This is a genomic window from Flavobacterium sp. WC2409 (genome assembly GCF_041200085.1).
GTDB lineage: Bacteria > Bacteroidota > Bacteroidia > Flavobacteriales > Flavobacteriaceae > Flavobacterium.
Genome location: NZ_CP165625.1, coordinates 3768201 through 3791541 on the forward strand (window position 1 = coordinate 3768201; position 23341 = coordinate 3791541).

A 23341-nucleotide genomic window follows, 5' to 3' on the forward strand; every position below is an offset into this window, starting at 1 on the left:
GTGGGTGTAAATATAAAATTTTTTTCCAAACTTCTATTTTTAACTTTTAAAAAATAGGAAAATATTTTACTACAAGGTTGTAGTAATGAATTATATAGAATTAAAAAGCTAATTTGTGGATTCTCTCTCTATAAGATGTGTTTCTATCACTTCAGTTTTATAATTTTCCTCTTCGTCTTCTTCTAATTCCAATCGGTCAATAAGCATTTTTGCCGCTTTATTGCCCATTTTTATTCCATTTTGACTTACAGTTGTAATAGTTGGCGTAGAATATTTTGAAATAATCCCATCCGTAAAAGCAATTACTGCAAAATCTTCAGGAACGCTTAAACCAATTTTACTGGCTGTCTTTATACAAGTTACGGCAAAAAGTTCATTTACGGCGAAAACTGCATCAATGGCCTTGTCTTCCAATAATTTTCCAATAATGATTTCGCATGTATCAATATCTTCAATTTTGATAATTAGGTTTTCGTCGAAAGGGATGTTATTGTCTAATAATGCTTTGGTATACCCATCGGTCCTTAGTTTACCTACACTTACATAATCTACGGTGGTGACTAATGCTATTTTTCTTTTGCCTTTGTCTATTAAACTTTGAACGGCTTCGTAAGCTGCAGATTTGTCATCAATAATAACTTTGTCACAAAGAATATCGTTAGTGACACGATCAAACATGACAACGGGCATTCCTTGATTTATCACCTCGGTAATATGATGAAAGTCTCCTTTTAATTGGGTTTCTTTAGAAAGAGACATAATAAATCCATCGATACTTCCATTAGCTAATAGTTCCATATTAAGGACCTCTTTATCAAAAGAGTCGTCAGAGAGACATATAATTACACTGTACCCATATTCATTGGCAACTTGTTCGATCCCATTGATAACGGTCGAAAAGAAATGATGTACTATTTCAGGGATAATGATCCCGATTGTTTTTGTCTTTCTGTTTTTTAGGCTTAGTGCAATGTTATTAGGTTTGTAATTGTAAAATTTAGCAAAAGCTTGCACTTTTAACCTAGTCTCTTCTCCAATTTCCAAGCTATTTCTAAGTGACTTTGAAACGGTTGAAATGGAGACGTCCAGTTCTTTTGCAATTTGTTTAAGTGTTACTTTTCTTTTCATGGATCAATTAAGGAATTATTTGGTATTCATAATAAAAATCTGTTTTAATATAATTTATGGCAATTTAACCCTTATAAAATTAAATAAAGTAGAAACTTTTCAACACTATCACGTTTTCGTAACCCAATATAAAAGTGACTTTGTCGAGCACGTTAAAATTTACATAAATTTAACGCTCGAAGTATAAGTAAAGTTCAATAAAAACAAATTAATTTAAACAAAAAGTATGAAAACAATTTATAAAAAGTTGTTATTTTTAGTACTGCTATTGCCTTTTAGTATTCTGGCTCAGAATACTCTTAATGGGACAGTTCTTGATAAAATATCAGGACAACCAATTCCTGGGGTAAATGTAAATGTACAAGGCGCTATTAATGGCGTTTCCACTGATTTCGACGGTAAATTTCAATTAGTAAATGTGAAGAAAGGCGATAAAATCGTTTTTTCTTTTATTGGATATAAAAATACCGTTGTTAGTTATGCTGCTCAAAAAGCACTGACAGTTTCTTTAGAAGAAGATGAAAATCAATTGAAAGAAGTTGTTATCCAAGTAGGTTATGGTACTGTTAAGAAAAAAGATGCAACTGGAGCCGTAACTGTTTTATCAGCAAAAGATTTTAACAAGGGGCCTGTAACTTCTGCAGATCAAATGATTCAAGGAAAAGTAGCTGGTTTACAAATTATTAATGGTGGTGGTTCACCTGGAGTTGACCCGGTTATTAGAATTAGAAGTGGGTCTTCACTTTCAGCAAGTAATGATCCATTATATGTAATTGATGGTGTGCCAGTTGCAAATGGTGGTGTAGAGGGTGGTAGAAATCCATTATCTACTATTAATCAAAATAATATTGAATCTATTTCAGTATTAAAAGATGCTTCTGCTACAGCAATTTATGGATCACGTGCTTCTAATGGTGTAATCATTATTACTACTAAAAAAGGAAAAGCAGGAGAATTGCAAGTTTCTTATAATGGTAATCTTCAGGTTTCTGAAATTACTAAAAAAGTAGATGCATTATCAAGTACTCAATTTAAAGAGTTTGTTGCAGCAAATGGAAATGCAGCTCAACAAGCACTTGTAGGTACTGCAAATACAGATTGGCAAGATGAAATTTATAGAACAGCAATTGGAACGGATCATAATGTTGCCTTAAGTGGTGGTGTTGATAATGTAGTGTACAGAGCTTCTGTAGGATATGCTAATTTGAATGGAATTTTAAAAAGAGATAATATGCAAAGAACTTCTCTTGGGGCTAATGTTACTGGAAATTTCTTTGATAAACATTTGAAAATTGAAATAAATAATAATACATCTGTTATAAAAAGTAATTACAGTACTACAGGTGCTGTTGGTGGAGCGGTTAGCTTTGATCCTTCACAACCAGTTAGAAATGCTGATGGTACTTATTTTCAATGGCAAACTTCTCCTACTGAAATCAATCAATTAGCTGGAGTTAATCCAGTTTCTCAAATCGAACAACAAAACAACTATGGTAGTTTCTATAGAAGTATTGGAAACGTTCAGTTGGATTATAAGTTGCATTTTTTTCCAGACTTAAAAGCCGTAGCTAATTTTGGTTATGATCAAATGACTGGAACTGGATATGGTAATACAGCGGCAGATTACCGTAATGGGTTTTCAGGTTCAGGATATAACAATACGTATAAAAATTTAGAGTCTCGTGATAATAAATTAATGGACTTGTACTTAAACTACAATAAGAAGGTTGAGTCTATTGATACACAATTTGATGTGACAGGGGGATATACGTACCAAGATTTTAAAGAATCAAAAAACAAGTCTTCTTATAATTTTGAAAGAGGAGTGACTAATAATGAGTTGTTTACGCCTACACGTATCAACTTGCAATCTTTTTTTGCAAGAACAAACATTACCATTGCAGATAAATATTTATTGACAATGTCTTTGAGACGAGATGGTACATCTAGATTTACAGAGAATTTCCGTTGGTCAAACTTCCCAGCAGTTGCTGTGGGATGGAAATTAAACGAAGAGAACTTCTTGAAAGATGTGGAAGCTATTTCTAGTCTTAAATTAAGAGGAGGTTGGGGTATAACGGGACAACAAAATATTGGTAAATCGTATCCTTCAATTCCGTTGTATTTAGCGTCTAATAATGCTGCTCAATATCAAATAGGGGATACTTTTTATACTACTTATAGACCAGAGCCGTACAATAGCAATTTGAAATGGGAACAAACAACAACAGTAAACGTTGGTCTTGATTTTGGATTGTTCAATAATAGAATAACAGGTAGTGCTGATGCTTATCAAAGAATTACTAAAGATCTCTTATTGTTTACTTACAATCCGGCTTTCTTTGGTTTCTCAAATCAAGACAACTATAATATTGGGACAATCGACAACAAGGGAATTGAGTTAGCTGCTGAAGTTATTCCGGTGAGAAATGATAATTTTCAATGGACTATTGGTGGGAATGTAACTTTTCAAGATTCTAAAATCACTAAATTAACTACGACTCAAGACAACACTCCTGGTATAACTGATGTGGGATCAATTGACGGAGGTACAGGAAACTACATTCAAAGTCATCAAGTTGGTTATGCGCCAAATTCATTCTTTGTTTATGAGCAAGCGTATGGAGCCGATGGTAAACCACTTGAAGGCGTTTTTATTGATAGAAATAAAGATGGTATCGTTAATGAAAGTGATAAATACCGTTTTCATAAACCAGCAGCTGATGTCTTTTATGCTTTTAATACAAGTGTAACTTATAAAAACTGGGATATGGGAATGAACTGGAGAGGTTCATGGGGTAATTATAATTATAATAACGTAGATTCTAATAAAGGGGTTTATAATAATGTTTTAACGAGAAATACCGATTTAAATAACGGAGTTGCTAACCTTTTAGAAACCGGTTTTACTAAATCAAATGATTTTCAATTGCATTCAGATTATTACATCCAAAATGCTTCATTTATCAGATTGGATAATGTGAGTGTTGGATATACTTTTAATCAAAAAGAAAATGCTACATCATTAGTTAAATTAACATTATCTGCACAAAACATTTTAACAATCACTAAGTATGATGGTTTAGATCCAGAGATTTCTGGAGGTATTGATAAAAATTTATATCCTAGACCAATCACATTTACGTTAGGTTTAAACGTTAATTTCTAATACAAATAATAAGAAAAATGAAAAATATATATAAACAACTATTGGGTATTTCTTTGTTACTGTTGGTCCTTACATTTCCATCATGTACCAATGATTTAATCCAATCTCCAGACAACGGAGATTCGGTTTCTGGTGATGAGTTTTTCAGCACGCCGGAATCGTATAAGCAAAATTTGGCCAAACTATATGCAGGTTTTGCCACTTCAGGGCAGCAAGGTCCTGCAGGAAAACCTGATATTTCAGGAATCGACGAGGGAACAAGTCAATACATTAGAGGGTATTGGATGATGCAGGAATTAACAACTGATGAGGCAGTTATAGGATGGAATGATGGAACTATTAAAGATTTTCATTCACAATCATGGACATCTTCGGATAGTTTTATTAACGCTACTTTTGCTCGTTTCTCTTTTCAAATTGTGAACTGTAACGAATTTTTGCGCCAAACTACTGATGAGAAATTGGCAGCTAGAGGTGTGGATGCAACTTTAAAAAGCGAGATTGCTACTTACAGAGCTGAAGCTCGTTTTTTGAGAGCAATGACGTATTGGCATTTGATTGATACGTTTGGTAGTGGTTCTTTGGTTACTGAAGATTCTCCAACTAATTTTTACTATCCAGATTATGCTACTAGAGCAGAATTATACAAATTTGTTGACGAAGAATTAACTGCAATAGCAGGGCAATTAAAAGCGCCAAAAACAAATGAGAAGTATCGTGTAGATCAAGCTGCTGATTGGATGTTACAGGCTAAATTGTATATGAATGCAAAAGTATATATTGGTGTAGATCATTATGCTGAAGCAGTGCCGTTAATTACTAAAATAAATGGATCAGCATATAGTCTACATGCAAATTACAACCAATTGTTTTTTGCTGATAATGATAAAAATGGAGCTCAAAACGAATTCATTTTTGCCATTGCATTTGATGGTATTCATACCCAAACGTATGGGGGAACAACTTTCTTAACTCACGCTGCGGTAGGTGGTTCAATGAATGCTGCACAATTTGGTATTAACGGTGGTTGGGCAGGAATAAGAACTACAGCTGCTTTTGTAGATAAATTTGACGCAAATACGACTGATACACGTGGACAATTTTATACAGACGGTCAAACTAAAGAAATAAAAGATTTAGGAACTTTTACGGATGGATATGCAATTCAAAAATTTAGAAATGTTGATGTCAACGGAGTACAAGGTTCTGATAAATCTGGAGATTTTTCAGATTCAGATTTTCCTATTTTCCGTTTAGCAGATGCATATTTAATGTATGCTGAATGTGCCGTTAGAGGTGCAGCAGGTGCTAATATGGTTACTGCAACAACATACGTTAACGCTTTGCGTACAAGAGCAAAAGGAGCAACAATTTCTGAAGGTGATTTAAACCTGAATTTTATTCTTGATGAAAGAGCAAGAGAATTGCACTGGGAAGGACATAGACGAACGGATTTAATTCGCTTTGGTAAATTTACTGGCGGAGCTTATTTATGGCCTTTTAAAGGTGGAGCCGCTAGTGGATCTCCAACACAATCGTATAGAAATTTATTCCCGATTCCTGCAACTGCATTGGCATCAAATCAAAAGTTACAACAAAATCCTGGATACTAATAATTTAAAAAATATATAAAATGAAAAATATAACTAGATCAATAATTGCTTTATTTGCGGTAGTTGCTTTGTCATGTAGCGTTGAAGACGTTCAAGATAGACCAGTTATCGAAGGTGTTGATTCACCTGTTTTAACGGCTCCAACAGACGGGGTGGCTTACATATTGACTCCACAAAATGCAGCTGCACAAGTGGAACGTTTTACTTGGAAATCAGCTAATTTTGGAGGAGATGTTCAAGTGAACTATGTAGTCGAAATGGACACTAAGGGGAATGAATTTAAAACTCCTAAAGAAATAGGAAGTGCTTTGCCTTCTGATAATCAGGTTTCGGTATCAGTAGAATCAATGAACGGAGCTGCATTGGCACTTAATGCTACTCCATTTTCTCCTTCTGAAATGGAAGTTAGAATTAAAGCAACTGTAGGAACAACAAATATGTTTTCTAATGTAATTGGAATTGTTGTAACTCCTTATACTACTGAAAGCCCTAAATTATGGGTTCCAGGAGGATATGCAGTAGCTTCTGGTTATACTAAAGATTGGGATCCTGCTTCATCTCCTAAATTAGCGGCTTCGGGTTATGGAAAGGTTGATTTTGAAGGGTACATTAATTTTAATGATGCTAATGCTGAATATAAATTTACTAGCGCTCCTGCATGGTCACAACCAGGAGAATATGCTGCAGGTGCTACACCAGGAACACTAGCACTAACTGGAGATAATCTTAAAATTCCTGCTGCAGGATATTATAAAATAGAAGTAGATACTGATAAATTAACTTACAAAGCCACTAAACAAGTTTGGGGAATTGTAGGTAATGCTACACCAGGAGGTTGGGATGCTGATACGCCAATGACTTATGATAAAGTTACAAAAAAATGGACTTTAATAGCTACTTTAACTACTCAATCAGCTCCAGATAATGGAATGAAATTTAGAGCTAATAACAATTGGGATTATAACTTTGGTGATACTGGAGCCGATGGAACTCTTGAAGGTGGAGGTACAAATATTGGAACTACTGCTGGGACTTATTTGATTACTTTAGATTTAAGTAACCCTAGAGCTTATACTTATACTATGGTTAAACAATAATATTTTTTAATATTTGAAAAGGCTATCTTTACGGTAGCCTTTTCTATTAAAACCAAAAAACCATGAAGAAATTTTTACTTTTATTATTACTTTTTTTAATCTCCTCATTAAGTTTTGCGCAATTTACTAGTAACCCATCACCTGCAATCGCAAATGGAATCGTTACTCTTAATTTTAATAAAACAGGAACTACTTTAGCTACTTATTCAGGTACAATCTATGCGCATATTGGATTGACGGTGAATGGAACAAGATGGCAAAACGTGAAAGGTACTTGGGGAAATAATACTACACAACCTAAATTAACTTTGGTTTCTGGCACTACTTATAAATTAGATTTAACACCTGATTTATATACCTATTTCGGTGTTCCAACGACAAGCTCTATTACTGAGATATGTGTGGTTTTAAGGAATGATGCTGGAAATATGCAAACCGCTGATACTTTTTTTAATGTTGGTGCTTTTCAAGCGACATTGACCTCTCCAACTGAAAATAGCTCAACAATAATTTCATCAGGTGGAAGTTTGAGTATTACCGCGAATAATACAGGTGGGAATGCAAGTTATAATTTGAAATCAAACGGTTCAAGTATTAATACCAATATAAGTACCTCTAATTATACTTTCAATCATAATAATATAACTGCAAACCAGAATTATGTATTGGAAATTACGCAAGGAGCCACTTCAGTTTTAAAAAAGTTTTCGGTTATTGTAAATCCAGGAGCAGCATCTGTGGCAATGCCTTCGGGATTATTAGATGGAATTAATTATAATTCAACGGATCCTACAAAAGCGACATTAGTTTTAGATGCTCCATTGAAGGATTTTATATATGTTGCGGGGACCTTTAACGATTGGCAACCTAATTCTAATTATGCAATGAAAAAGGATCCAGTATCAGGAAAATTCTGGTTGGAATTGACCGGATTAGTTTCTGGAACGAATTATAGTTACCAATATTGGGTGGGTGAAACAACCCCAATTGCCAATTCTCCAGCATTAGTAAAAACAGCTGATCCTTATTCGACATTAGTTCTTTCTCCTTATGACGATCCTTATATTCCTTCTTCAACTTATCCTAATCTTCCAGCTTATCCAGTAGGCCAGGAGAGAGAGGTAACTGTTTTACAAACGGGTCAAGCTCCCTACGCATGGAGTACGGCAACTACAAATTTTGTAAAGCCAGAGAAAGAAAAATTAGTTGTTTATGAAGTTTTAGTAAGGGATTTTGATGCAAATAGAAATTTTCAAGATTTGATTAATAAAATTGATTATTTCAAGAATTTAAAAATAAATGCAATTGAATTATTACCCGTAATGGAATTTGAAGGTAATGAGAGTTGGGGTTACAATACCTCTTTTCACATGGCTTTGGATAAGTTTTACGGACCTTCAAATAAATTAAAAGAATTTATTGATTTGTGTCATCAAAACGGAATTGCTGTTATTCTTGATGTAGCTTTAAATCATGCTTTTGGAAGAAATCCAATGGTAAGGATGTGGATGAATGATCCAGATGGGGATGGCTTTGGAAGCGCAACTGCCGAAAATCCTTATTTTAATACAGTAGCTAAACACAGTTATAGTGTTGGTGAGGATCTTAATCATACTTCTTTATTGACAAAAAATTATGTAAAAAGAGTGGTGAAGCAATGGATTGAAGAGTACAAAATTGATGGTTTTCGTTGGGATTTAACCAAAGGGTTTACGCAAAATTGTACTGCAAATGATGAGTCTTGCACAAATGCGTATCAAGCGGACAGAGTTGCGATTTTGAAAGATTATGCGGATTATTCGTGGAGTTTGGATCCAACACATTATACTATTTTTGAACACTTAGGAACAGATACTGAGGAAAAGGAATGGGCAAATTATAGAATTACTGAATCACCTAGTAAAGGGATAATGATGTGGGGAAAGATGACTGATCCTTACAATCAATTGACTATGGGATACAATTCTAATAATGATATTTCTAGAATGAACAGTACGGCTCATGGATTTACTAAAAATAGATTGATGGGTTATGCTGAAAGTCACGATGAAGAACGATTGATGTATAAAAACATACAATATGGGGCTAATCTAAATGGTTATAATGTAAAAACACCAAGTACTGCTCTTACTAGAATGTCAGCTTTAGGTGCGGTTACATTATTAGTTCCAGGACCAAAGATGATTTGGCATTTCGGAGAATTGGGTTGGGATTTGTCCATTTTTTCTTGTAACAATGGAACAGTAAACACTTCTTCTGATGCAACGGCTGGAGATTGTAAACTAGATACTAAACCACAACCACAATGGGTTAATAATTGGTTAGGGGATGCTGGCAGAGGTAAAATCTATACAGATTGGGCTAAAATGATTGCTTTAAAAATAAATGAACCCGTTTTCGTAGGTACTGTAACTATGGCTAGTGGGACTTCGCTGACTCCAAATATTAAGATTACCAACAGTGCTTTGGCATCGACTCAACTTAAAGATGTGTTAATTTTGGCTAATTTTGACCTGTCAGCTCAAAATGTAGCAACGGGCTTTCCATATACTGGAACTTGGTATAACTTGATGGATAATACTTCTATTAATGTTACAAACGTTAGCGCTACAATTAATATTCCAGCTGGAGAATTTAGAATATACGGAAATAAAGTGGCTGCTTTGGCAATTGCTAATTTCGAACATAAGGATAATTCAATTTATTTGTATCCTAATCCAGTCGAAAATTACTTTACACTCAACAGTGATGTAACTAAAGTAGAAATTTTTTCTATTACAGGACAATTGATGAAGAGTTTCAAAACGAATAAAAATGCTACTTTTCAATATGGGGTAAGCGATTTAGGTCAGGGAATATATGTTGTGAAAGCGTATACCGAAGAGAATCAAGTGAAAGTTATGAAGTTTATTAAGAAATAATTAAGTTGTTTTGGTTTGTTTGAAAAGCTGTTCTGAAAAGACAGCTTTTCTTATTTATAAAAAAAGCGACTTCATGAATGAAGTCGCTTTTTGCTATAATAAAAATTATAAAATTAAATTTTGCCGTTTTTTATTTCATCCACAATTTCAGGATTTAATAATGTAGAGGTATCCCCAAAATTAGAATAATCTCCTTCGGCTATTTTACGAAGAATCCTTCTCATAATTTTTCCTGAACGTGTTTTGGGTAGACCAGAAACAAATTGTATTTTATCTAACTTGGCAATTGGACCAATTTGATTTGAGATTTGTTGGTTGATTTCTTTCATCAAATTTTCTCTGTCGCGAGATTCCCCTGATTCTTTTAGAATAACATAACCATATAATGCATTTCCTTTTATGTCGTGTGGGAAACCTACAATAGCGGACTCAGCAACTGCTGGGTGCTCATTGATGGCGTCTTCAATAGGAGCTGTTCCTAAGTTATGACCAGATACAATAACTACATCATCTACACGACCCGTAATTCGGTAATACCCTACTTCATCACGTAAAGCACCATCCCCAGTAAAATATTTGCCTGGAAAGGCTGAAAAATAAGTTTCTTTATAGCGTTGATGATCGCCCCAGATCGTTCTGGCAATTCCTGGCCAAGGAAATTTAATACATAAAGATCCTACTACTTGATTGTCTTCAATTTCATTTCTTTTTTCATCCATTAATACCGGTTGAATTCCGGGTAATGGTAACGTGGCATAAGTTGGTTTTGTTGGGGTAACAAATGGGATTGGTGAAATCATGATTCCTCCCGTTTCTGTTTGCCACCAAGTATCTACCACGGGACATCTTTTATCTCCTACATGATCATTATACCAGTGCCAAGCTTCTTCATTGATTGGTTCTCCAACTGAGCCAATTACTTTTAAAGATTTAAGTGGGAATCGTTGTACATAATCTAAGCTTTCTTTTGCCAAAGCACGAATTGCGGTAGGAGCTGTGTAAAATTGATTTACTTGATGTTTTTCGATAATTTCCCAAAAACGACTAAAGTCAGGATAGGATGGTACGCCTTCAAATATAACTGTAGTTGCGCCATTTAGTAATGGTCCGTATAGAATGTAAGAGTGTCCGGTTATCCAACCAATATCTGCGGTACACCAAAAAACATCGTTCTCTTCATAATTAAATACATTTTTGAATGTGTAAGCAGTATAGACCATATAACCTGCGGTAGTATGTACCATTCCTTTTGGTCTTCCAGTTGAGCCAGAAGTATAAAGAATGAATAAAGGATCTTCGGCATCCATTATTTCAGCAGTATTGTTATCTGATGCTTGATCTAAAAGGGGTTGTAACCATTGGTCGCGACCTTCTTTCATTTTTATATCCGTTTTGGTTCTTTTTACCACTAACACTTTTTCGACACAAGTAGTGTTTATTAAAGCCTCGTCAATAATCCCCTTTAAGTCAATTGTTTTGTTACCACGATATCCACCATCTGACGTAATTACCATTTTGCAATCACTGTCATTTATTCTAGTTGTTACAGCTGAAGCCGAAAACCCTGCGAAAACAACAGAATGAATGGCTCCAATTCTAGCACAAGCCAGAGTGGTAATAGCTAGTTCAGGAATCATGGGTAAATAAATACACACGCGATCCCCTTTTTGAATGCCTTGATCTCTCAACACATTTGCCATTTTACAAACACGTTGATGCAATTCAGTATAAGAAATATGTAATGCTTCTTCTTTTGGATCATTAGGTTCAAAAATGATAGCCGTTTTATCACCCTTTTTTGCAAGATGTCTGTCGATACAGTTTTTAGTAATGTTTACTTTTGCATCTTCAAACCATTTTATTTCGGCTTCAGCCATATTAAAATCGACAACTTTACTCCATTCTTGGTACCAAGTGAAGTTTTCTGATGCGATTTTGTCCCAGAATTTTTTAGGTTCACGAACTGATTTTTTATATTCTTTAAAGTATTCTTCTAGGTTATTTATTTTGTAACGACTCATTTTTGTAATTTTTAATATAGTTAGTGTTATTTTTTATTATAAATGCCAATCTCATATTTTATTAAAATAGCATCGATTTCCTCAACTATAGCCTCGTCGTCTATAGTAGATGGAATTTGGAAAGAATCACCGTCTGCAATACTACGCATTAATTTTCTTAAAATTTTCCCCGAACGTGTTTTGGGTAATCGTTCTACAATCACTACGTTTCTTAATGATGCTACTGCTCCAATTTGTTTTCGGACTAATTTTATAATTTCCTGCTCTAATTGAAAATGTTCAATATCTTCATTTGACTTTGTAACTACAAGAGCTAGAGGTATTTGTCCTTTTAGTGCGTCATTTATTCCTATTACTGCACACTCAGCGACGGATTGATGGGATGAAACAATTTCTTCCATTTCAGAAGTGGATAGGCGATGCCCTGCTACATTTATAACATCATCGACTCTTCCAGTGATAAAAATGTAACCATCATTATCTTTGTAACCACCATCTCCAGAGAAGTAATATCCAGGAAATTGGGTTAAATAACCCACTTTAAATCTAGGGTTGTCATTCCATAAATCAAGTAAGGTTCCAGGAGGTAAGGGTAATTGTATAACTACATATCCTTGTTCATTTGGGCCAACTTCTATTCCTTCCTCATTAAATATTTTAATGTCATACCCGCACACTGCTTTACCTACCGAACCCGGTTTAACTGGTAATTGTTCTATTCCCATCATGTTAGCTATCATAGGCCAACCCGATTCTGTTTGCCACCAATGATCAATCGCGGGAACAGATATGTGTTTTGAATACCATTCTAAAGTAGCAATATCACAACGTTCACCAGCTAAAAATTGTGTTTTTAAAGAACTTAAATCGTATTTTTTTATAAAATCGCCATTAGGATCTTCTTTTTTGATAGCTCGAATTGCAGTAGGAGCGGTAAACATGGCATTCACTTTGTGCTCTGCAATAATTCTCCAAAAAGTGCTTGCATCTGGCGTTTTTATAGGCTTTCCTTCGAAAATGACAGTAGCATTTCTATTGATTAAGGGGCCATAAACAATAAAACTGTGACCCACAACCCAACCCACATCTGAGGCTGCCCAAAACACTTCATCTTTTTTTACATTATAAATGTATTGCATTGAAAATTGCAGTGCTACAGCATAACCACCTGTATCTCTTACCACTCCTTTCGGTTTTCCCGTTGTTCCAGATGTGTATAAAATATATAAGGGGTGTAAAGTATTTACAGGAATACAAGGGGTCTCTTCTGAGCCATACACTAAGGCATCATAATCAACATCGTATTTTTTAAACGGAACTTTAGCGCCTAATTTTCGATTGAATACAATTACTTTTTTAGGTCTATGTGATGCTAATTCAATTGCTTCGTCTACTAATGGTTTGTAGGTTATGAGACGGTCGATTTCAATTCCTGAAGAAGCAGTAATAATTAGTCTAGGTTTACAATCATCAATTCTAATTGCCAATTCGTGCGGAGCAAATCCGCCGAAAACAACCGAATGTGTTACTCCAATTCTGGCACATGCTAGCATTGCAAAAGCGGCCTGAGGAATCATAGGCATATAAATTATAGCCGTGTCTCCTTTTTTTAATCCTAATGATTGCATGCCTCCAGCAAGTTTGGCAACTTCTGTTTTGACTTCTTCAAAAGTATATTTTTTGACTGTTTGAGTTACAGGAGAGTCATAAATTATTGCCGTTTGATCTCCATAGCCATCCTGTATGTGTTTGTCTAATGCCAAATAACAAATGTTCAGTTCCCCATCTTTATACCAAAGCGGGTAGCCCTTTTCATCTTTTGATAAAATTATTTGTGGTTTATTGTACCACTCAATAGTATCTGCTTGAGCTGCCCAAAAATCTTCGGGCCGCTTAATGCTTTTATTATAAAAATCGTTGTAATTCATGATTTGGTTACTTCTAAATTATTGCAATAAATCGTGTACTTGTTCTACTAATTTTTTTAATGAAAAGGGCTTGACTACATATAAATTAGCACCTAATGAGAGGCCTTTTTCTATGTCTTTTTCTTTGTTTTTTGCAGAAAGGAATATCACTTTGCAATTTTGTAATCGATCATCTTTTTTTATTTGTTCTAATGTGGCAAAACCGTCAACCAGTGGCATCATTACATCGAGAATGATTATGTCTGGTAGTTGGTTTTGTAAAATGTCTAAGGCTTCTTGACCGTCACGTGCTATGAAAACTTCAAAATTATTTTTTTTGAAAGTATACTCCAAAGACATAACAATATTAGGTTCGTCATCTACAATTAAAATTTTCTTCATGGCAGTGTAGTTTCAGTAGTATTGTAATTAGGTAATGTGAAAATAAAAGTGGCCCCTTCGGTCTTTGTCTTTTTGGCCCAAATTTTTCCTTTGTGATGTTCAATTATTTGTTTGCAAATGGCTAGACCTAAGCCACTTCCAATGGGTTTTTTGACATTTTGGTTTCTAGATTGATAGAATTTATCAAAAATAGCTTCAAAATCTTCTTCTTTAATTCCTTTGCCATTATTGTGAATTTGGACTTCAATAACATCTTTATTTTCGACTATAGTAATGGTAATTTCCCCTTCTTTTTCAGGGCAAAATTTTATAGCATTCGATAATAAATTGTGAATTACTTGAACAATCCGTTCTTCATCATAAAAGGCTTTTATTTCTTTTTGAGCTTGATGAAATTCTACCTCAATATTCTTATTTTTTATCAATTGTTTTACCGATTCTATAGTATTTTTTATTGTTTTAGAAATGTTGTTTTTTGATAAATACAGTTTTTGTTTCCCAGTTTCAAATTTCTCTAAATCAAGAATTTTATCGATTAAACGATTCAATCGATCTGACTCGGAAATAATATTTTGCAAAAAACGTTTTTTTAGTTCTTCGGGAATGTCTTCGTCATCATGAAGGATTTCACTTGCAGCTCGAATGGCTGTAATTGGTGTTCTTAATTCATGTGTGACTGTATCAAGAAATTCATCTTTTTGAATGTCTTTATTTATTAATTCTTGATTGGCATTTTTTAACTGCTGGGATATTTTTTTTAATTCATTCGAAGTATCCGTTAGTTTTTTATTGATGATAATATTTTCTTTTGACTCTTCTAGAATTCGAAGTACTTCTGGCAAACTGATTTTGTCTTCTTTAATTACACTTGATATTAAAATTTTGGCGGAAGCCGTACCAATATGACCCGTTAATAAGTTTTCAGCAAATTTTATAAATCGAGCATCGGCTGTTGTAATGTTTTTATCGATATTGTATTTTAAATTAAAAATAGTAAGTGCACGTTTGGTTCTTTCTTCACCCAGGAAACGTTGCAACACTTTTTGAATGTCTGATATGTATGCCGTTCCTTTCCATACAAAAGCATTCTCATGATTGGTGATGTATTTGTCAATATCGACAAACATTTCGGCATAATTGCGTTCTCTGTAATTTCCTTTAAAACTTACAGAAATGGCAGCATAGCTCATTAAGTTGAATAATAAACTCCAAAAAACTGCATGCGGAATGGGGTCTAAATAATTTAATCCAAAAAGCTGGAATGGTCTCAGTAGTCCAATGCCCCAAGGTCCTTCTTGAATAAATAAGCTGGTCGATTTTGTAATTCCAATAGCATATGGAGCAAGAAGTGTATAACAACAAATAGTGAAACCAAGTATAATTCCAGTTACAGCACCATTTTTAGAACCTCTTTTCCAGAATAGAGCACCAAAAAAAGAAGGGGCTAATTGTGCAATAATCACAAAAGATACTAATCCAATAGATACCAATGTGTAATCCAGAATAAAAATTTTATAGATAGCATATGCCAAAAGGATAAGTAAAAAAATACCTATTTTTCTACTGTTTAGGATTCGTTTACTGTTTTTTTCTTGTAAAGAATTTTCTAAGGAACCTATGAATCCATAAGGAATTAAAAGATTGTTGCTGAGCATCGTAGCTAAGGCGATAGATGAAACAACAATCATTGATATTGCCGCCGAAAACCCACCAAGAAATACTAATACAGTAAGCGTACTATTATTGAAAAATTGAGGGATTAATAAGGAATACGTATCTGAATTTAACCCTTGTCCTTCAAATAAAATATTTCCTCCCCAAGCAATTGGGAATACAAAAATATTGAAAAGTAATAAGTACAATGGAAATAACCAAATCGCTGTTCGAATATGAGTTTCTTTATTGTTTTCAATAATTGCGGTATGAAACTGTCGAGGTAATAGAAAAATAGCAAACATGGATAATACACAAAGAAAAAACCAATTAATGCTTTCACTCAACCCGCCGATAGAATTTTTTTGCTCAAAATTTTCAAGAATAGCTGCTTTAGTGTAAATGTCCCCAAAACCATCATAAACAAAATAGGTTACGTAAATCCCGATGATCAAAAAGAAAACTAATTTTAATATGGATTCGATAGCTACTGCCGTTACTATTCCACGTCTTTTTTCAGAGGCATCTACATAGCGCGTCCCATAATAAGAAGCAAATAATGCCAAAGCAAGACAAACATAGGTAGTGGTATCATTGAAAATATTAGAATTTGATTGTGTTTTAGTGACAATATGAAAAGTATCTGAAATCGATTTTAGTTGTAAAGCGATATAGGGAACAATCCCAAAAATGCAAATCAAGGTAACTAATGCTCCTAGAAATCTACTATTCCCATAACGAAGGGAAATAAAATCGGCAATACTGGATATTTTATTCACTCTTGAAATTCGGATAATTCTCTTGAGGATAATCATCCAAGTGGGTATAATTATGATTGGACCTACATAAATTGGTAAATAACTTAATCCTGAATTTGCAGCAAGACCTATACTGCCATAATAAGTCCAAGCAGTACAATAGACAGCTAGTGAAAAGGAATAGATGTAGGGATTGTTTGTCCATTTAGAGTGGCTTCTTTTTTCTGCCCAATAGGCAATATAAAAGAGTATGGACACATAAAGTGCTAAAATAAATAAAAGACCTATACTACTCATAATATTTTTTTATGATTAGAAAGGTTATAGCAATTGAAAAAAGCCAAGCCGAAAAAATATAGATATACACGATTGGAAAGCCAAAAAGGGGTTTTGAACTGTCAAATAAAAGTAAAAGAGGAATGTTCAATACTAATAACATTAGTATTGAAAGGATAACCAACTTTTGTTCGTGTCTTTTTTTCATATTAAAGAACTTTTTGCTCTACAACAGAATTAGTGTATCACCATCTTTATGCCTTGTTTAATATATGAATCAAGGGATTTTAATGGAAATTAAAATAAGCAATCTCTACATGTAAATGTAGAGACTGCGTATTAAAAAAATGGTTTGGTTGTTATTTTTTTTCGTCGTAGTCACCCATTAAAGCATAATAGCCAAATGTGCCTAATCCTAAAACTATTAATGGTGTAAGTATGAAAAGGATAATAATTCCAAATACTAAATCGTCTTGTTTACCTGACATAAATTTGGGCAACCCAAAAGTGAAGATGCAAAAATAAGCAGCGGCTAATGCTAAGGCAATCCAAACTAATCCTAAAACTCTTTTTATTTGATTCATAGCTTTTTTTTTAAATGTGAGTGTTTTTTGTGTCTTTGTTTTTAATGTAAACCATTCCTACTACAAAGCATACAGAGGCAATGATAATTGGATACCAAAGTCCTTCTAAATAAAACTCAGCATCGCCAGCGTTTTTGCCGTTAATAACTAAGTAAGTGGATATAGCTGGAAGTAATCCTCCAAAAATTCCATTTCCTACATGATATGGTAATGACATAGAGGTATATCTAATTTTTGCAGGGAACATTTCTACTAAGAATGCAGCAATTGGTCCATAAACCATGGTGACAAATATAACCTGTACAAATATTAAGAATATCAATACCCACTTGTCATCCCAATTGATGTTGATTGTTGTTTTTGTCTCTATCTTAGGTTTTCCATCAATTATCATTGCTTTACCGTTCTCTAAAGATACGGTTTTTATTTCCAGCAAAGTGGTGCCATCAGAATACTCTTTATTAGTTGTATAAATAGAATCCATGGTTTGTTTTTTGTTCTCTTTCAGTTCAGAAACTATTTTTGTGCTAGCAACTAATTCTGTTTTATTTTTCACATTTGTTGTTTCAAACATTTGTTTATAAATAGGTCTGTATAGTAAAATAGCCAAAAGCATTCCTCCCATCATAATGTATTTTCGGCCTATTTTATCACTTAGCCAACCAAATACAATAAAAAATGGAGTTCCTAATATCAATGCAATTCCTAATAAAGTATCTACTTGAGAAGAGTCGATTGACATTACCGTTTTCATGAAACTCATGGCGTAGAATTGTCCAGTGTACCAAATAACTCCTTGACCCATAGTAGCTCCAAATAAAGCTAATAAAACAAATTTTAAATTGTAACGATTTCCAAAACTTTCTTTTAATGGATTTGTACTTGTTTTTCCTTCTGATTTTGCTTTTGCAAAAACGGGAGACTCATCCATGTTTTTTCTAATTAGATAAGAAACCCCTACCATGATTATAGAAACCCAGAATGGAACTCTCCATCCCCATTCGTCAAATTGTTCAGGAGTAAGGACGTTTCTTGTGGCTAAAATCACCATTAAAGAAATAAATAAACCAACTGTTGCTGTGGTTTGAATCCATGAAGTCCAATACCCTCTTTGGCCTACAGGTGCATGTTCGGCTACATATGTAGCAGCTCCACCATATTCTCCACCAAGTGCAAGACCTTGAAGCATTCTTAATATTAAGACTAAAACCGGTGCCATGAATCCTATTGTTTCATAACTAGGGATACAACCTATAAGAAATGTTGCTCCACCCATTAGTAATAAAGTAACCATGAAAGTGTATTTTCTTCCAATTAAATCCCCTAATCTTCCAAAGAAAAGTGCTCCAAATGGGCGCACTACAAAACCAACTGCAAATGTTGCTAATGTTGCTAAGAAGGCTGCGGTTGGGTTATCGGCTGGGAAAAATTTAGTTGAAATGACAACGGCTAAACTTCCAAAAATATAGAAGTCATACCATTCTATCATTGTTCCCATTGAGGATGCGGAAATTACTTTCCAAATTCCTTTTGTTGATTTAGTACTCATAAATTATTGGTTTTTTTGGTTTGTTAATTATAGATAAATCATTGCTTGAAGCGTGATTGTGTTTACAGCTTTGTCTGTTGCGTATTTTAAAGATTGGTATTCTAGTGTTAATTTAGAATTATGGCCACTAAAAAAGGCATTAGCACCAATGCCTATTTGAGAAGCGTTATCATTTAAAGCGTCAATTTGTCTTTCGTCAATTGATAAATAAGGCTGAAAACGTGTTTTTGATTTTCCTGGAAGCACATATCCTAGGTGTGCGTGAATCATTGATCCCGTTTCGTAAGTTGTTCCAACTCTATAATTTTTTCCGTAATCTGTATTTTGATATAAAGCGTAAGCGGTAACTGCAGCGCCATTTTTTCCAACAGGTACATCATAAAATGCGTCTAAGCCAAAAATAGTTACATTTTCACCACTTAGATTTCCGCTAAGGTCTGCAATCACAGATCCATTTGGATGAGAAAAGAATCCTGCTCCAATGTTGAATACTTTTTTAGTCCCTAGATAAGTTCCTACTTTGTATGGTAAAAAGTTACTCTCTGAATCTAAAAATCCGTATTCAAAATAACCTGCATAAGTTCTTCCTGCTTCTTTGGATCCAAGTAATCGAGCACCGGTATAAGTTGCTGCACCTCCATTTGTAGGTACTGTTGTTGCTTGTAAGTTATTTGTTGCGGCGCCATTTACTGCAACGCGATATTGAAATTTACCTAATCCCCCTTTTGCAAATATCCCTATATGTCTAGCAAACTGGTCGGATAGCCCTAGGGTAGCCCATGCTTGACGCTGATTATCTAAGGTCATTATGTTTAAAGTACTTTGGTTGTTTAATCGAGAAATTCCATTCCAGTAATGCAAACCTGCTCCAATCGCATTGTTTTTGCCAAGGCTATATTGCGTCCAAACATCATGTAAGAATAGCTGAGAGCTTTCTCCTTTTCCAGTAGGAGTTATGTTAGAAGCGTTAAGACTGTTTAGGCCAAAATGTGTTACGATTAAAAAATCTTTGTTTATTTGTGCATACATTAAAACACGAGCTCTTCTTACGCTGAAATCTAAATCAGCTTGTTTATTCCCGTTTCCGTCCAATGGGCGGTCAGAATTGTATTGTCCCCATATTTGTGCCCAAGAGATTATCCTAAGGTACTTTGAGCCCTCTTCGTTTAAGTTGAATTTCATTCCGGCTCCGTAATCGGGAGATCCTTGCGAATATCCTTTTAAACTGATTAACAGTATAACTGTAATCAAATATATTTTTTTCATAATTAATTAGGTTTGGTTGGTAAGGTGGTTGGTTATAACGGTGCCAAATTCTAATTTTTTGTTAATAAAAAAAATTATGATATATATACTTGTTAAGTACTATAGTTAATCTTTAAAACGTTCCCACTTGATAAGCATAAATTTGTCTCCTAACTCGGTTATTATCATACCGGCTCCAGATAATAATTCCTTTTTTTTAATGTATTCTACTAGTTCTAAATGATTAAATATTTTATAAGTAGGATGGTAATTAGCATGGGATGGTTTTTTAATGTTAAAACTTTTTACCCAATTACTTACAGTTACATGTGAAACCCCAATAATACGCTCGATTTCTCTATAACTCAGTCCTTCTAAATACAATTGTAATGCCTTTGTAACATAATAATCATCTATCTTTTTGCCCATTTTAGCTACAGTGAAAAAGTAATTGCATTTTTTGCATAAATACCTTTGTTTACTGTTGATTACGCCACTTTTTATAATTTTATTGCCTTGACATTTTGGACAGGTTAAAATCTCCATGTATATAAATTTTGCATAAATATATTAAATTAGCAAGTATTATTTTCTGAATTTATCATTAATAATAAAAAATAAATGCGAACCTTTCATTTTTGTCAGCAAATAGAAGGATTATTAGCAAAAAAAAGGAATTTATTAGAGTGTGGGTTAATTATGGAATTAGTTTAGGTCAGATAAATAAATGGAGGCTTGTAGATATTTAAGACGCTTTTTGCAAGAAGTAAAAAGAGGAAGGGTATTTAAATAGATTTAAAAACAAAAAACCCAAACATTGCTGTTTGGGTTTTGTGGTACCTCCAGGGATCGAACCAGGGACACATGGATTTTCAGTCCATTGCTCTACCATCTGAGCTAAGGTACCGTTCTTATTGCGGGTGCAAATATAGAATGATTTTTAGTATATCCAAAACATTTTTTTAAAAAAATCAATTCGTACCTTCGCCAAACAAAGATTTAAATTATGATTTTAACCATTGACGTAGGGAATACGAGAATAAAAGGTGCTGTTTTTGAGGGTAATACTGCTTTGGAGTATTTTGTTTTTGATGCTATTGAACTTGAAAAAAGTATTAAAAATATTTTAAATACTTATAAAAAAGTGACCCATTTAGTGGTTGCGTCTGTTGGAAATGTTAAAAAAGAGGCTTTTTTGGTATTTGAAAAACAGATTTGCATCCATTTTGTTTCTCATACGGATTCTTTTCCTTTTGTCAATGCATACGAAACGCCTCAAACGTTGGGAATTGATAGGATGGTGCTTGCTTCGGGAGCGACTTTGCAGTTTTCTAAGCAAAATCGGTTGGTTATCGACGCAGGAACTTGTGTAACTTATGATTTTATTGATCAGGATGATAATTATAGAGGTGGTGCAATAACGCCAGGATTGCGATTGCGATATGAAGCCTTACATAATTATACTTCCAAATTACCGTTGCTAGAATTGGAAAGGCCTAAAGATTTTATTGGAAACTCAACTTCTCAGTCGATTCATTCAGGGGTAGTAAACGGACTGGTCTATGAGATTGACGGTTTTATCGATGAATATAAAGGACTAAGTCTAAATTTTATAATAATTTTAACGGGTGGAGACACAGAATTTTTGGCTAAACGATTAAAAAATACCATATTTGCCAATTCAAATTTTCTTTTAGAAAGTTTGAATCAAACATTTCAATATAAAATCAAAAATGATTAAAAAAATTATAATAAGCGCTTGTTTGCTTTTATCACTAGTTTCCTTTGCTCAAGAAGGTACTTCATCGCCTTATTCTTTTTATGGAATTGGAGATGTAAGATTTAGAGGGACGGCAGAAAGTCGTTCTATGGGTGGTGTATCTGTTGAGCAAGACAGTATCCATATTAATTTAGAGAATCCTGCTAGTTTTGCTAATTTAAAGCTGACTACTTTTGCTCTTGGCGGGACTTATGCAACAAATAAATTAAAATCGGATTCAAAATCTGAAAGTGCAAAACGTACTACGTTGGATTATTTAGCCGTTGGATTGCCTTTAGGCAAAGTAGGTGTTGGATTTGGTTTAATTCCTTATTCATCTGTTGGTTATAAAATAGAGTCGCTTTCAGCAGATGTTAATGCTAATAATAGAAGATATAGCGGTACTGGGGGATTAAATAAAGCTTTTTTAGGGGTTGGATATAAAGTGACTTCTGGTTTTAGTTTGGGAGCAGATGTAAATTATAATTTTGGTAAAATTTCTACAAGTAGCTTAGAATTTATCACAGGTGTTCCAGTTGGAACTCGTGAACTGAATACAGCTGATTTGTCTGGAGTGAATTTTAATATTGGTGCGATGTATCAAACTAATTTAACAAAAAAACTTACTTTGTTTACTAGTTTGAATTATTCATTAGAAAGTTCACTGAATTCTAAAAACACGAGAAATATCTCTACGGTAATTTACAATTCAGGATTTGATGTGGCGGTTGTAGATGTTTTAGATCAGCAAAACAGTAAAGTCACAATGAAGTTCCCAAGTAAAATATCTTTAAGTGCAGGAATTGGAGAGTCAAAAAAATGGCTTATTGGAGGTAAAATAGCGTATCAAAAAAATCCAGGAGAGGCTAATGATTATAATGCTTCAAGTAATGTAGGGTATGGAAAATATGGAAGTGTAAGTTTAGGTGGGTACTTTATTCCAAACTACAATTCATTTTCTAGTTATCCAAAAAGAATAGTGTATAGAGGAGGTATTAGATACGAAAAAACAGGTCTAGTTGTTAATGGTGAATCTATAAATGATATGGGAGTAACGGCAGGACTTGGTTTTCCAATAACAGGAGTTTTCTCTAATGTAAACCTTGGGGTTGAACTAGGTAAAAAGGGGACTACTACTGCAGGTTTAGTTCAAGAAAATTATTTGAAATTTAGTTTAGGTTTTTCATTGAATGACAAATGGTTTGTTAAGTCTAAATTTAATTAATTACTACAAGCACACCTTTTTTTTATAAACTCAG

General features: G+C 33.9%; 16 protein-coding genes and 1 tRNA gene. 6 read left to right on the forward strand and 11 right to left on the reverse strand.

All coding sequences use genetic code 11. The features are described 5' to 3' along the window. Positions 1–108: 108 nt before the first annotated feature. On the reverse strand, positions 109–1128 hold the full coding sequence (locus AB3G34_RS16145) for a LacI family DNA-binding transcriptional regulator (RefSeq protein WP_367773241.1): 1020 nt from the start codon (positions 1126–1128) through the stop codon (positions 109–111). A gap of 226 nt (positions 1129–1354) precedes the next feature. Here AB3G34_RS16145 and AB3G34_RS16150 point away from each other — a divergent pair, with 226 nt between their 5' ends. The 4 genes from AB3G34_RS16150 to AB3G34_RS16165 all read left to right on the forward strand — a co-directional run bounded on the left by AB3G34_RS16150 (position 1355) and on the right by AB3G34_RS16165 (position 9928). Further along, positions 1355–4297: a SusC/RagA family TonB-linked outer membrane protein gene (locus AB3G34_RS16150; protein WP_369753021.1), complete on the forward strand. Its 2943-nt coding sequence runs from the start codon at positions 1355–1357 to the stop codon at positions 4295–4297. A 17-nt stretch (positions 4298–4314) separates the two neighbouring features. Then, positions 4315–5910: a RagB/SusD family nutrient uptake outer membrane protein gene (locus AB3G34_RS16155; RefSeq protein WP_367756803.1), complete on the forward strand. Its 1596-nt coding sequence runs from the start codon at positions 4315–4317 to the stop codon at positions 5908–5910. 20 nt (positions 5911–5930) lie between these two features. Continuing rightward, positions 5931–7007, forward strand: a complete 1077-nt coding sequence (locus tag AB3G34_RS16160) for a SusE domain-containing protein (RefSeq protein ID WP_369753022.1) — start codon at positions 5931–5933, stop codon at positions 7005–7007. Between the two features lie 62 nt (positions 7008–7069). Continuing rightward, the gene (locus AB3G34_RS16165; protein WP_369753023.1) at positions 7070–9928 is read left to right on the forward strand and encodes an alpha-amylase family glycosyl hydrolase; all 2859 of its coding nucleotides are present in this window, start codon (positions 7070–7072) and stop codon (positions 9926–9928) included. Positions 9929–10041: 113 nt separating this feature from the next. On the opposite strand, the gene acs is transcribed toward AB3G34_RS16165, so the two are convergent. The 10 genes from acs to AB3G34_RS16215 form a co-directional block, all read right to left on the reverse strand. Then, positions 10042–11949 (reverse strand): acetate--CoA ligase, encoded by a 1908-nt coding sequence (gene acs, locus AB3G34_RS16170; RefSeq protein ID WP_367756809.1) that lies wholly within the window; start codon positions 11947–11949, stop codon positions 10042–10044. Positions 11950–11975: 26 nt separating this feature from the next. Then, entirely contained in the window at positions 11976–13877 is a 1902-nt protein-coding gene (locus AB3G34_RS16175; RefSeq protein ID WP_369753024.1) for an acetate--CoA ligase, read from the reverse strand. 18 nt (positions 13878–13895) lie between these two features. Next, complete coding sequence (locus AB3G34_RS16180; RefSeq protein ID WP_367756813.1) at positions 13896–14258, reverse strand: response regulator transcription factor; 363 nt, start codon at positions 14256–14258, stop codon at positions 13896–13898. Next, positions 14255–16966: an ATP-binding protein gene (locus tag AB3G34_RS16185; protein ID WP_369753025.1), complete on the reverse strand. Its 2712-nt coding sequence runs from the start codon at positions 16964–16966 to the stop codon at positions 14255–14257. Before AB3G34_RS16185 ends, AB3G34_RS16180 begins: the two co-directional genes overlap by 4 nt. Beyond that, positions 16959–17153, reverse strand: a complete 195-nt coding sequence (locus tag AB3G34_RS16190) for a hypothetical protein (RefSeq protein ID WP_369753026.1) — start codon at positions 17151–17153, stop codon at positions 16959–16961. Before AB3G34_RS16190 ends, AB3G34_RS16185 begins: the two co-directional genes overlap by 8 nt. Before the next feature lie 151 nt (positions 17154–17304). Beyond that, positions 17305–17529 (reverse strand): DUF6814 family protein, encoded by a 225-nt coding sequence (locus AB3G34_RS16195; protein ID WP_367756817.1) that lies wholly within the window; start codon positions 17527–17529, stop codon positions 17305–17307. A 10-nt stretch (positions 17530–17539) separates the two neighbouring features. After that, entirely contained in the window at positions 17540–19078 is a 1539-nt protein-coding gene (locus AB3G34_RS16200) for an MFS transporter (protein ID WP_367773255.1), read from the reverse strand. A 27-nt stretch (positions 19079–19105) separates the two neighbouring features. Then, a complete protein-coding gene (locus AB3G34_RS16205; protein ID WP_369753027.1) occupies positions 19106–20344 on the reverse strand; it encodes a hypothetical protein in 1239 nt (412 codons plus the stop codon). 105 nt (positions 20345–20449) lie between these two features. Next, positions 20450–20752, reverse strand: coding sequence for a helix-turn-helix domain-containing protein (locus AB3G34_RS16210; RefSeq protein ID WP_367756822.1), 303 nt, complete (start codon positions 20750–20752; stop codon positions 20450–20452). 405 nt (positions 20753–21157) lie between these two features. Next, positions 21158–21230, reverse strand: a tRNA-Phe gene (locus AB3G34_RS16215). 99 nt (positions 21231–21329) lie between these two features. Here AB3G34_RS16215 and AB3G34_RS16220 point away from each other — a divergent pair. Together AB3G34_RS16220 and AB3G34_RS16225 are read left to right on the forward strand one after the other, a co-directional pair. Continuing rightward, entirely contained in the window at positions 21330–22064 is a 735-nt protein-coding gene (locus AB3G34_RS16220) for a type III pantothenate kinase (RefSeq protein ID WP_369753028.1), read from the forward strand. Then, a complete protein-coding gene (locus AB3G34_RS16225; protein ID WP_367756826.1) occupies positions 22057–23307 on the forward strand; it encodes a hypothetical protein in 1251 nt (416 codons plus the stop codon). The genes AB3G34_RS16220 and AB3G34_RS16225 overlap by 8 nt, the downstream gene beginning before the upstream one ends. The last annotated feature ends 34 nt before the right edge of the window (positions 23308–23341 follow it).